The 12,188-nt window shown below is 58.5% G+C and carries 8 protein-coding genes and 3 pseudogenes; 6 read left to right on the forward strand and 5 right to left on the reverse strand.

The window, feature by feature from the left end; all coding sequences use genetic code 11:
- The 4 genes and pseudogenes from ACWGTO_RS31685 to ACWGTO_RS31700 form a co-directional block, all read right to left on the reverse strand.
- Positions 1-874, reverse strand: a pseudogene (locus ACWGTO_RS31685) (glycosyltransferase); the annotation flags it as partial.
- Positions 875-878: 4 nt separating this feature from the next.
- Positions 879-1,523: an HAD-IA family hydrolase gene (locus ACWGTO_RS31690; protein ID WP_454578685.1), complete on the reverse strand. Its 645-nt coding sequence runs from the start codon at positions 1,521-1,523 to the stop codon at positions 879-881.
- A 115-nt stretch (positions 1,524-1,638) separates the two neighbouring features.
- Positions 1,639-3,126 (reverse strand): GMC oxidoreductase, encoded by a 1,488-nt coding sequence (locus ACWGTO_RS31695; RefSeq protein ID WP_454578686.1) that lies wholly within the window; start codon positions 3,124-3,126, stop codon positions 1,639-1,641.
- A gap of 171 nt (positions 3,127-3,297) precedes the next feature.
- Complete coding sequence (locus ACWGTO_RS31700; protein WP_454578687.1) at positions 3,298-3,720, reverse strand: helix-turn-helix domain-containing protein; 423 nt, start codon at positions 3,718-3,720, stop codon at positions 3,298-3,300.
- A gap of 299 nt (positions 3,721-4,019) precedes the next feature.
- Here ACWGTO_RS31700 and ACWGTO_RS31705 point away from each other — a divergent pair, with 299 nt between their 5' ends.
- From ACWGTO_RS31705 to ACWGTO_RS31725, 5 genes and pseudogenes are all read left to right on the forward strand, one after another.
- Positions 4,020-4,256, forward strand: a complete 237-nt coding sequence (locus ACWGTO_RS31705; protein ID WP_454578688.1) for a hypothetical protein — start codon at positions 4,020-4,022, stop codon at positions 4,254-4,256.
- A 50-nt stretch (positions 4,257-4,306) separates the two neighbouring features.
- Complete coding sequence (locus ACWGTO_RS31710) at positions 4,307-5,617, forward strand: aminotransferase class III-fold pyridoxal phosphate-dependent enzyme (protein ID WP_454578689.1); 1,311 nt, start codon at positions 4,307-4,309, stop codon at positions 5,615-5,617.
- A 23-nt stretch (positions 5,618-5,640) separates the two neighbouring features.
- Entirely contained in the window at positions 5,641-6,591 is a 951-nt protein-coding gene (locus ACWGTO_RS31715) for a sulfotransferase family protein (protein WP_454578690.1), read from the forward strand.
- A gap of 473 nt (positions 6,592-7,064) precedes the next feature.
- Complete coding sequence (locus ACWGTO_RS31720; protein ID WP_454578691.1) at positions 7,065-8,267, forward strand: condensation domain-containing protein; 1,203 nt, start codon at positions 7,065-7,067, stop codon at positions 8,265-8,267.
- 286 nt (positions 8,268-8,553) lie between these two features.
- Positions 8,554-8,817: pseudogene (locus ACWGTO_RS31725) on the forward strand (IS3 family transposase); the annotation flags it as partial.
- Positions 8,818-9,250: 433 nt separating this feature from the next.
- Here ACWGTO_RS31725 and ACWGTO_RS31730 read toward each other — a convergent pair.
- Entirely contained in the window at positions 9,251-11,047 is a 1,797-nt protein-coding gene (locus ACWGTO_RS31730) for a cation:proton antiporter domain-containing protein (RefSeq protein WP_454578692.1), read from the reverse strand.
- A gap of 849 nt (positions 11,048-11,896) precedes the next feature.
- Here ACWGTO_RS31730 and ACWGTO_RS31735 point away from each other — a divergent pair.
- Positions 11,897-12,066, forward strand: a pseudogene (locus tag ACWGTO_RS31735) (IS5/IS1182 family transposase); the annotation flags it as partial.
- Positions 12,067-12,188 lie beyond the last annotated feature (122 nt).

Genomic DNA, 12,188 nt, shown 5'->3' on the forward strand with positions numbered 1-12,188 from the left:
AGGGTTCGTTCTCAACAAACCGTCGAAAAGCCTCTAATATGCGATCGATACCCTTTAACCTGTCCCAACGCGACACTTGAAGAAAATATCTCTCCGTTATTAGATCGGCAAGGCTTATCCTTAAATCTTCATCATACCGGTTTATAGAGGCGTATCTTTCCAGCTCGTCTCCGGGCTCATTGGGGTAGGAGAGATTCTTATCAGCAAACGGGCTAATAGACGGAGGTATAATATCGATGTCGGAAAATCCGTTGAAAGCATAGTCCGCATCGCTCAACACAACTCTATGAAACGGGCGTAAATATCCTCGCAAGAATTCCCAGGTTCTATCGACCGTAGGAGCTCGTTGAGGATAGCCGATATGGCATCGCCATATAGCCGGATGGGGTTGAGATTCGAGAAAAAAAGAGGCCGCAGCCAGCGGTTGAGGATCGTGTACGATCACGACGTCATCCGCTCCAATGATGCGCCTGAGATCACGCGCGCCCTGTCTCGATTCACGCTCGTATGACGCCACAAGTTCGTCGGTGGTAGGGGTTTGGACATTGTGAAGCGAATTGTGCAATCCCTTTGTGAAGGCAAAAAACTGCTTGTCCCGAGGCTTAAAAATCAGCCACCTCATGTCAATCCCAAAGCCCCGCATCAGGGCGATGTGGTGTGGCAGCATTTCCGCTACGCCTCCTCCAAACGCTGTCGAGTTGATATGCCAGACGCGGCGATCGGACAGCCTAACGCGGCACGCCATGTAAGCTCGCTCAGCCGCATCAAGCAGCGAGCCGTAGATATCGCGCTCGCGTTGATATTTCGCAAGGATGTCATCATGGAACACGACTTCATCGAGTGTTTCTTCAACTGCTGACAAAGTGATATTCATGGCCTTACACTCCCCGTAGCGAATTGACTGCCGCCAGGTTCGAGCCCTGTCCAAAATCTGGTATCCACTCCATGATACCTTGACAGTTTTGTGCTGCAGCGCCGACCCCGATGCAACCGCAACCTGCTGCAAGAGCTGCGGCTATGCCTGCGGGCGAATCTTCAAACACCAGGCATTCTTCAGCCAACACACCAACTTTTTCGAGAAGCAATTCGTAGGGCTGTGGATCCGGCTTTCCGCGTGTGACGTCATCTGCCGAAATCAGAACCTTGGGCAAAGGGATGCCGACCTGGCGCAGTCTGGCGGTCGCGGCCTCCTTGGTTGAAGAAGTGACTATCGATCTACGGGCGGAAGGGATCGATCGAAAAAACTGCTCAGCACCGTCAATTGCTCTAAGCTGAGACATCACCTCAATCTCGAAATCGGCGATGCATTTGGCCTCAGCTTCCGGATCGCGATGCGGCGCAACTTCGGCGACTAGCTCCTGATCTCGGCGACCGGCAGAGAGCTCAATTATGAGGTCAGGAGAATATCCCCTCTCTTGTGCCCACCTTCTAAGCGCCAACTCAACAACAGCCTGCGAGTCGACGAGAACTCCGTCCAGGTCAAATGCGATGTGGTGGAATTTTGATAAGTCAGCAGTCATCATGAACAACAGTCTCCTGGCTCCTCTGCCGGCGCAAACGGTTTAGGCAGATCACGCTCAAGCACAACGGAGAGGCGCCGCCGCATGCCATCGGTTGAGATTTCTTTCCCGCCAAGCCTCAAATTCCGACTGAAAGTGACATACGCCTGGCATTAGCCATGATTGTATGGGTTGGGTTGCTATTGCCGGCGAAGTTCATCACCGATCCGTCCATGATGTAGATATTGTCATACCCGTGAATACGACCGTCCCTATCAACGACGGATATTCTCGGATCGCTTCCTGCGCGCGCTGTTCCATGCAGGTGCGAACTGCCCTTGCTGTGAACTGACGGCTCCCGCTCTAGGTCTTTGGCTCCTGCAGCCCGAAGAATCTCATCTGCTCGGTCGGCAAGGAATCGGACCCTGGCAATGTCATTTTCGGAATTCCGATACTCGAACCGGATGTAAGGAACGCCAAAGCTGTCTTTCCGATCGTCGAGCAGCACCCTGTTTGCCATCCATGATTCTTCACCGATCAGGTAGTGGAGGCGAAGTCTGCCGATGGTGTCGCTGGCCTGAGCGTAGTTCGCCTCGTATATCAGTCCGGCAATTCCGCAGGGAGAATCGACGGTTTCATAGAAATCATCGGTGTAAACGGTTGCATGGGGCCCCTTGTGTGTCGCACTGAAATGTGGGGTTGCGCCCCACTTCTCACTATAACCAACGGAATAGCCACTCACCTTGAACGACAAGCCGCGCCCTACTAGGTCGGCCTCGTTGCCTATTCCATTCGGCGCCTTCAGGCTTTGCGATCTCAAGAGGAGAGCGGCTGATTGAACGGCATTAGTGCAGATAAACAGTCGATCAAAGGGGATACGAAGATTTTCGGCAGAGAAAGGAACATAACATTCCAGCGCCGATCCCCGGCTAGCCGACGACAGTTCCACCAGATACACAAAACAGCCGTACAACGTGGTTATGTTTCCTAGAAGATCTGTGTCATCCAGAACTCTTCGAGAACGGACGGAAGCCCTGGCGTTCGTCGGGCAGCTTCTTTCGTCACAGGGGGAACACGCCAAGCATCCATTCACCGCCTCCGGGTGATCAATTGCTAGCGGGATTCTCTTAGGATGTATATTCAGCGATGTCATCGCATCGAAAATACAACCACCCCGTGGACTTTCCGGGAAGGCGCAAATTCCATTGCTTCCGCTTACTCGAAGCAGGCTCTCCACGTATCGGTAGCTCTCATCCAGTTCCTCAACTTCTATTGGCCAATCCATGTTCATGTCAGAGGACAGATATTTTGACGGCTTAAGGTCTATGTCCCGGTACCGGAAAGTTATCGCATCGTAGAACGCCATTCCGCCGCCGACGCAACATGCCGTCCACGGATTTGCGTCCAGACTTCCGCTCGGAGAGAACCCTCTACTGTAAGGCGCCTGGTGCTCAAAATAGGTTGACCCCGGACTCACGACGCTGCCGAATTCGAGAACCAGGACGCAGAGTCCCCTTTCGGCCAGTGTTCTCGCTGTGATTGCACCTGAAGGCCCAGAGCCCACAACGACCGCGTCATATTTCGCAAAATTGGGTGAAGCTGCACTGATGTGCTGCAATGCGCTCAAGTGTCCCTCCTCGGGCCGGTCGACAATGCGGCCACGATGAAACTGGAAAATGGCTCTTGGCCTGTGAACGAACTGGGCGAGAGCCGGTCAGCTTGCGTGCAGCTTATCCGTGCCTGCTGGCTCCCTGCTCGCGACGAACATTCATAGCGGCGGAGCGAGCGGTGTCACACGTCAGATTTGACGGGTTGAAGGACTCAATTCAACCAATTGGGAGCAAACCGCAATTGCGACGGCGTGAGTTTTGTTGGTAGCTAGTAGCTTTTCACAAGCGCATCTTATGTAACAGTTCGCTGTCGTCTCCTTTATTCCAAGTATTTGTGCAGTTTCCCAGGTCGTTTTTCCGGCGGCCGCCCACACGAGGACGTCCGTTTCTCTTTTCGTTAGCCTTTTAACCCCGACACAATCGTTGCACGGCGCTTTGTTCTTGGCAGCCTGAACGTTGAAAACCGGATTCGCGCAGGCCATGCGTAAGGCGCTCGTCTCTGGGGTCGGAACACAGTCTTTCATCGCACATACTCCTTTCAATTGGGTGGGAGACTTAAACCGGTTGTGAGGCCGGGTGCCGGCGACGGTCGGCCTGGATCCCGAGGCCATTTTACGGAGGTGGCAGACATGTGGGCACAAGCGCAACCATAATGCCCCGAGAATTTAGTCTAGGGCCCATTAAATTGGTGACGGACGCATCGCAGGCTTCGATCCTAACCCCGGAGTTTGGATTTTTCTTTTCGATCCATATGGCGATGCCCTCAAAGGCTTTGATTTTGCAGGTTTCGTCATCGATTTGGATTGGTAACTTAGGCCTGCGCGTTATGAGAGGACGATCATTGCGACGTCGAGAAATTGAAACCTCGAGAGGCTCAAGCGTCGTTGGATAGTCCCGAGAAAACGTCCGATTGCCGACGCATATTGTGGCGTTTGTCGAACGTGCGACAAAATTTCGGCGGCATTGCTGTCCTCTACGCCGGCAGGCGCCGGGTTTGATTGGCACGACTTTTGAACATGCTCTGTCGTTATCCGGTGGTGTTGCCGATCTTGCGGGCGACCGGCAGTGCCCAAAAGCGGGTCCGGACAACGATGCGGATGTTCATTTCGTCTTTGTCGATTCAGGTGAACGCCCGCCGAACAGTTAGAAACTGGTTTGACGAACGTGTGATCCGACCATTCAAGCGAAAGATTATCCATGTCCATCAATGCGCCCTCCCCGGTCTTGCGCACGGCCGACCTACATAACTCAGCAATGCATAGAGCACTGCTGCTTACCGCATCGGCAAATTGGGACTTCAACCGGCGCTTTCCGGCGGTCTACGCCCGCGCGTCCGGCGCACATGTATGGGACGCTGACGGAAACAGGTACGTGGATCTCACGTCTTGCAGCGGGGCAGCGCCTTTGGGAGCTGGATACGAGCCAGTCGTCACCGATGTTGTGAAGGAAATGCGCCGCACAGGTGGTATTCTGCCCGGGCCTTTATCTTTGCATCGTGTCGAATTGGCCGAACGGCTGGCGGAAATATTCCCGGTTGCCGAGCGCTCGATTTTCTTCCGAACCGGTTCTTGTGCCACAACCGCGGCGGTCCGTCTCGCCCGCGCGTCTACTGGTGTGAACTTGGTGCTCACGAGCGGATATCACGGCTGGCACGATTGGCACTTGCAGGACCGGCCAACGATGGGACTGCCCAATAGGGACCGGGATAGCATCGAGTTCGGTTACGACCTGGACCGGCTCCAAGAGCTGACCAAGGCCCGTCGTGTCGCAGCGGTGATCGTTACCCCGGAGGTCAACTTCTTCCCACCCGAATATCATCAGGAACTTCAGCAGCTGGTCGGCGAACGCGGCGCCCTGCTGATTTTGGACGAGGTCATGACCGGTTTCCGCTATGCGGACGGCGGCTACCACACTGCCGCCAACCTCACACCGGACCTGATCACGCTAAGCAAAGGACTGGCCAACGGCACAGCACTATCTGCGGTAGCCGGTCGGGCGGACGTCCTTAAGGCCGCCGACAAGACCTACCTCGGCAACACCTTCCAGCGTGAGGTCACACCGTTTGCGGCAGCCCTGAGCACGCTTAACGCGTGCCGCGATGGAGTTGCACTGGCCCGAATGCAGCAAGTGGGCAAGCAACTCCTCACCGGGCTTAACGATGTCTTCGCCAGCCAGAGGGTCGAGGCATGGGCGTTCGCATGGCCTACCATGTTCGACGTAGTATTCGCCCACGACCAGCTCGGCAGCATGTTCTTCCAGGAAATGTGGTCCCGGGGCTTTCTCATGCAGTACGGCGGCAGGTTTATGCCGTCGGCGGCATTGACCGACGCCGACGTGCAATCCGCTCTTGAAGCTGCAAGAGAGGCACTGGCGACTGCAGTGATCCGAATGGAGAATACGGGGGACCAACCGGACAGGTCGGCTGCCGCCGTCCGGTTCGCCGGTGAACATTTCCTGGCCACCCCGAATTCGCTCTGTCGCTGGTTCACTGCGGCAAAGCCATCCTAAGAAACTTGACAAGAAACGCTCCGATGCCCGGTACCGCCCCGTTTTCCACCACCCCTGTGCTGCTTGGCGGCGAGAACAGGTCCGGTACCACCTTACTCAGCGTGGTACTGGACTCGCACCCCGACATGGTCGTCGGGCCAGAGATCGATTTTCTCGAACCACTGAATCTTGGATCTCACATCCTGGAGGCGACCGACCTACTCACCGCCCATTTGCCCCAGGTGACCAGCTACACCAAAAGCGGGATCGATCCATTCTGGTATGACGGCTTACACTTTTTGGTGCAATGCCTGAGGTTCGGCTTGGACCTCGAGGATGTACGCGCTCTGGTCACCAAAGTGATGAGCGAGGTGGCTGGTGAGATCGTATCGTTCGTCGACCGATGCCGACTGATCAATGAAATTGGTGAGTTGCGCAAGGAGCGCGCCGGAGCCCGGCGCTGGGGGCTGAAACTGCAGCGTAAGATCGCCCAGGTGGATGCCTACGCCCGACTGTGGCCGCAGGCTCATTTCGTGCATATCGTGCGGGACGGACGGGATCTGGCCGCGTCGCATCTGAAAACCGTGCCAGATTGGGGTTATCAGACTGTCGCCGACGCTGCGGAAGGTTGGCTCGAAGTCGTATCGCGACCGCATCAGGTCTCGCCGCCGAACGTCTATTTTGAGCTCCGCTATGAGGATCTGGTGCGCCACCCGCGACGGTCGCTCACGCGAATCCTGAATCACCTGGGCCTGCCCTGGCACGAGGCTGTGCTGCGGCACGCGGAACACAAGCATGCGCTGTTCGAGCGCCCTTACGGGCACCCGGCGGCCAACTCCGCGGGTAAACCGCTGCATTCAGGCCGACTGGGTCGTTATGCGGAGGAGCTAACACCGGAGCAGATCATGGAGTTTGAACGGATCGCCGGCTGCGAGCTGTCCCGCTTGGGCTATCTGCCGGCCGGACAACGGTGGTCGACACATGAGCAGCACTGAAATTTTCCGCCTTAGGGAACTGCCGCACAATTATTTGGCGCTGCTGCTCGGACAAACCGGTTCGCGCCTGCGCTCCAAGGTTCCCACTGACGGCGATTGCGTTGTTAGGCCTGCAGTAATGCGGCGACTGCTGGCCTGTGCTGGCTGCGGACAGTCCCCTGTGGATGGACGCCTTCCCTGCCCTGTGCACCCGACCAAGCCTGCGGTCTGCAGTATTCTGAGCGCGGCCTGCACGCTTCGGATCTGGTGGTCCCCTTTTCGTCTCATGCGCAGCTTGCAAGTTGAGCATGACCGCTCGACAGTGAAGGCCGGGTATGGACATCAATAGACTAGCCGTGCAGCCAGGCCGGATGACGGCGTGGCGGATCGTTGTGCCAGACCGAAGTCGGTGGCGGCCCGACTCGCGCCGCGCGTCCCATGCTCAGCAGGAACACCTCGACTGCGTTGGAGACGGCCGGCCGACGTGGTTGGCCGTGGCGTTTGAACAATCAGGCGCATTCGACCCGCCCGCCTTCACTCGGGCGGTCCTGAACTGGATCGACCGACACGAGGCGTTGCGCAGCCACATCACCCAGGAAGGTTCGACGATTCAGCGTTTCACTGTCGGCCCCGATGCTGCCGCGCTCAACGGGACGGAACTCGGCGACTACGCCAATACCAGTGAATTGGTCGGGAGGATGGAAGAATTATTTGACGCGGAGACGAGCCCCCTCCAATGGCCAGCTTACGTGTTGGTTACGGTCAGTCGTCCGGGATCGACCACCGTAGTGCTTGCCTGCGACCACTTCCTCACTGATGGCTACTCATTGGCGTTGGTCCCCCATGAAATCTCCAAGTTGTACGCCGCTGCGATAGAGGGTGTGGCACCGCGTTTGCCCGTTGTTCACAGCCATCTGGACTATGCGGAAAGCGAACGAACCCTAATGGCCGGCCTCACAGTCGACCATCCGGCGATCATCCACTGGCGAGAGTTGATCGCGGCAAACGCTGGCCAACTGCCGGATTTCCCAGTGTCCATCGGTAGTTCAAAAGGGGTTGCGCAACGTAGCGGACGGATCTTGCTGTTCGACGCCGCCGCCGCTCGCGAATTTGATCGGGCGTGTCGGGTCAACGGTGGAAACACCATGGCCGGGATCTTCGCCTGCTTAGCGATGGTCGGCCGTGCGTTGGCAAATAAACAGGAATTCCATACCGTCACGCCGATTCAAACTCGGCACGATTGGCGATGGAGAAGCTCGTTCGGCTGGTACGTCGGAATGAGCCCGGTCAGCTTCAGTGCGGCAGGTGGATTCTCGGAGATCATGGGCGCGGCCAAGTTGGAAATAACGCGAGCCAAGCAAACAGCGCGGGTGCCGTTTAGCAGAGCCATGGACCTGCTCGGAGCCCCGCTGCGCGACCGCTTCATGATATCCTACTCGGACATTCGCAGCATCCCGGGATCGGATCTGTGGGCCAGCCGGGGGGTGAGATTGCTGGCCAGCGGCAGTGATGATTCGCACGAGACATACCTGTGGATTAACCGGTCACATGAAGGAACCAGTCTAACTTTCCGTCACCCCGGCACAGTTACCGCCCGAGCTGCAGTGGACGGCTATCTTGCGGAACTCGCTACGCTGGCCCACCAGGCAAGCCGTGCAACGTCCGAACGATGGCAAATCGCGACCACATTATTTTAGCCGAGCCGAAAACCTGAAGCATCAAATATGAGATGGCGACCGGAGATCAACGGGATCAATGAGCGCAGGGCCGGATTCGTGACGTGCCTTCAAACTGCGTTTCATATTGTAGGCGATGGCAGTGATGGGCGCATAGCGGGCAAGACCACCACTGGCGCTCACACAAGAGCGCCAAAAGCCCAGCCGACCACTTGCCGCGGATATCTTTCCGCCCATTGCCCTGAAACCCGACAAAATCAAACAAAATCAACGCAAAGCGCGTCCCGCGCACACGTCTCCTAGAGGGCGCGCTCAGCAAAGCCGGCCTGTTGAGCGCAAAACGATGATCGACCGCGAGCACGCCTTTTCGATCGTCGGGCAAGCCAAGAGGCTCGGCCTTGCCCGCAGTACGGTCTACTATAAGCCTCGGCCGGTTTCGGCCGAGGACCTGGCGCTGATGCGCCGGCTCGACGAGTTGCATCTCGTTTACCCCTTCGCCGGGACGCGGATGCTTCGGGCGCTGCTGCGGCGAGGCGGTGTCGTGGTCGGCCGCCATGTAGCGACGCTGATGTAGCGCATGGGGATTTCTGCGATCTATCGGCGCCCGAACACGAGCGAGCCAGCTGCGGGCCGCTGATCTCCAGCGTCGTCAGCGCCTTTGCGTTCTCCAGCAGCGCCTTTACTGCCTGAGCTCCGCCGACGTGGTCGATATCAGCGCCAATGCCTGAAACAGACATGTGATACGCGAAAGTCTGAAGCCTCGCCCCTCGTGACCCAGAACGAACTGACGGTATCCAACAGGCGTGAGTTCGCCACTGCTCGAACCGAACATGGCGATGATCCCGCCAGGTGCGACGCGGTCGATCGCCCGTGCGAGGCTTTCACCGCCGACTGACTCGGTGATCAGCAGTGTCGCGCAAAATGGCGGTTCTGCATTCGTCGCTTGAACCTGCCTGCGGTCACATTGCAGGCATATGCGCGCTGGCTGGCTCTGGGTTGTGGGCTCAGGCAGCGGAAGGTTCGGTCGCCCGCGGCCGCGACACCGGCTTATGGCTAAGCACCTCTTCGACAATGCCGCGCGCGATCTCGCGTTCGCCCATGATCACCGTATCGGCGCCGAGCCCCGTCAGATGCTCGACCTCGCCATCGGAATGGGCGCGGGCGACGACGTTGATGTTGGGATTGGCGGTGCGCGCCCGCAGCACGATCTGGCCGGCCTCGAACGCATTGGGAATGGCGAGGATCAGTCGCTTTGCGCCCTCCGGATTGGCGGCGGCGAACACTTCGGCATTGGCGGCATTGCCGGCGATGGTTTCGATGCCGTCTGCTTTCAGCTTCGCCAGCGTCTTGTCGGCGTCCTCGATGACGAGGAAAGGCTGTGCCGCTTCCTTCAGCGCGGCACCGACGAGGCCACCGACCCGGCCATAGCCGATCAGGATGGCATGACCGGCAAGCGCCGTCCTCGGCGGCGGTCCGTCTTCCTTGCTGGATGTTGCGGCGACCGAGGCCACCTGGCCCGGTTCGGTCGCCGGACCAACCGGCTTGGCGTCCACCGGTGGTGCCGTCCTGGCGGCGCGGGCCTCCAGCCAAAGCTTCATCCAATCGATGACCAGGAACATCAGCGGGTTGAGCACGATCGACAGGATGGCGCCGGCAAGGATCAGGTCGCGGCCCTGTTCGGGCAGGAGTTTCAGCCCGACGCCGAGCTCGGCCAGGATGAAGGAGAATTCGCCGATCTGGGCAAGACTGGCCGAAATCATCAAGGCCGTGGCCAGGGGATAGCCGAAGGCGACGACGATGACGAACGCCGCCAGCGACTTGCCGATGACGATGATGGCCAGCGTCGCCAGGATCGGCAGGCCGTTGCTGATCAGGCTGAACGGGTCGAAAAGCATGCCGACGGAGACGAAGAACAGCACCGAGAAGGCATCGCGCAGCGGCAGCGATTCTTCGGCCGCGCGGTGGCTCAGCTCGGATTCGCTCATGATCATGCCGGCGAAGAAGGCACCCAGCGCCAGCGAGACGCCGAACAATTTTGCCGCGCCGAAGGCGACGCCGAGGGCAATGGCGAGCACCGAGAGACGGAACAGTTCGCGCGACCCGGTATGGGCGACATAGTGCAAGATCCACGGAATGACCCGGCGGCCCACAACCAGCATGACGACGACGAAGGCGGCGACCTTGGCCAGCGTGATGCCCACGACACCCCATATGCCGTAGCTGGCCGGCAGCGACAGCAGGTCGCTCGCATGGGCATTGGCCTGTTCCTGGCCGCCGAGTACACCGGCAAGCGCCGGCAGCAACACCAGCGCCAGCACCATGGCCAGGTCCTCGACGATCAGCCAGCCGACGGCGATGCGGCCGCGCTCTGTCTCGATCAGCCGGCGTTCCTGAAGTGCGCGCAAAAGCACCACGGTCGAGGCGACCGACAGTGCCAGGCCGAACACCAAACCCGCGCCCATCGACCAGCCGAGCATCCAGGACAGCCCGGCGCCGAGCGCGGTGGCAAAGCCAATCTGGACGATGGCGCCAGGCACGGCGATGGCGCGGACCGACAGCAGGTCCTTGAGCGAGAAATGTAGCCCGACGCCGAACATCAGCAGAATGACGCCGATTTCGGCCAATTGGTTGGCAAGGCCGGCGTCGGCGACGAAACCGGGCGTGTTCGGCCCGACCAGCACGCCGGCTACGAGATAGCCGACCAATGGGGGAATGCGGAAACGATTGGCGAGAGCGCCGAAGACGAAAGCCAGCCCCAGACCGGCGACGATGGTAGCGATAAGGGGCGTGTCATGCGGCATTGTCTATGGAGCGCCTTTCAAGCTAGCGATGTCGGATATGCGCCGTCCGAAGCCGTCGCCTGTCCGCAATATGGTGGAACGGGCGGTGATGATGCAACCTGCGAAGCGGTGAAATCGAGGGTGAGCGGCAAATACCTGACCGGCGCCAGAAGGCTGCCGGTCAAGTACTGTGCCGCGCCCCGATAGGCCGCCTGCACACGTTGCCCGTCCGTCGGATGGCAGAGTCGATGCGGCTCGAGCGCATAGGTAATGGGTCTATGCCTCTAATATTCCACCAATTTACGATTCGTCATGCCGATGACCCGGAAGGTGATTGCGTCCCGTCACTAAACGCGCCCAGCTGGATCATTCTGCGCGGAAAAGAACGTTTCTCCGATTGCCTTTTTCTGCTGAACAAACAGCTATCACATACTCGTAAACGTCACATAGAAGTAATTTAACACCGGCTAAACGGATGGCCACAGGTTAGGCGCTGCCAGTTGGCGCTTTGGTCGATCTTGCGCGAATCCTATTGTACGCCGTCCGCCTGTTGCCCTCCGTGCATACCGGTATTCTGCCGCGCGAGGCCTGGCGCAAACGGGCTCAACTGCCGAGGATTGAACTGAGAACCAGCCATACCGCTCTCCATCGAGAATATAGGTTGCTCGCAAATCTGCGCAGACAGGCTCAGATCAAAGTCTCAGCGGCGAATGGATTGCGAGCTCGCACGCCAACGACAAGCTATAGCAACTAGCTTTCGAGAAGCTGACCACTCAGCAAAAACGGCGCGTCCACAGGCCTCCATTTTCGCCCGCTCGGGCCAAGGTCGGAATAGCGCGCTTGATCTGGACCGAGCCTTCGATCAACCCCGCGATCGAACCCGTGATCGGTCACGTTAAGAACCGAGCACCGGATAGGCCGCAACTGCGATGCCGGCGAGCAGGGCGATGCCATCAACCATCCTGGCCGACGCCAGCTACAACTTCTCGCTCCTGCTACACTGGTTCAGGCAGCTTCTGTGGATTCTCAGCGTCGCGCTTCAAATTCCAGCCGACCACTCGCGATTCATCGCTCACCGATCGATTAATAAAGGTCTCCATTTTGGGGAGCATGAAAAAGTTGGGGGTGCCGTCCGCCATGGGTTAGCGTGGGCGCCATGTCT

The organism is Mesorhizobium sp. PL10 (genome assembly GCF_053714315.1).

Bases quoted from the DNA above. Each gene is read 5' to 3' on its own strand.
- ACWGTO_RS31690 (WP_454578685.1), bottom strand. From the start codon at position 1,523: ATGATGACTGCTGACTTATCAAAATTCCACCACATCGCATTTGACCTG.
- ACWGTO_RS31710 (WP_454578689.1), top strand. From the start codon at position 4,307: ATGTCCATCAATGCGCCCTCCCCGGTCTTGCGCACGGCCGACCTACAT.
- ACWGTO_RS31715 (WP_454578690.1), top strand. From the start codon at position 5,641: ATGCCCGGTACCGCCCCGTTTTCCACCACCCCTGTGCTGCTTGGCGGC.
- ACWGTO_RS31700 (WP_454578687.1), bottom strand. From the start codon at position 3,720: ATGGCCTCGGGATCCAGGCCGACCGTCGCCGGCACCCGGCCTCACAAC.
- ACWGTO_RS31730 (WP_454578692.1), bottom strand. From the start codon at position 11,047: ATGCCGCATGACACGCCCCTTATCGCTACCATCGTCGCCGGTCTGGGG.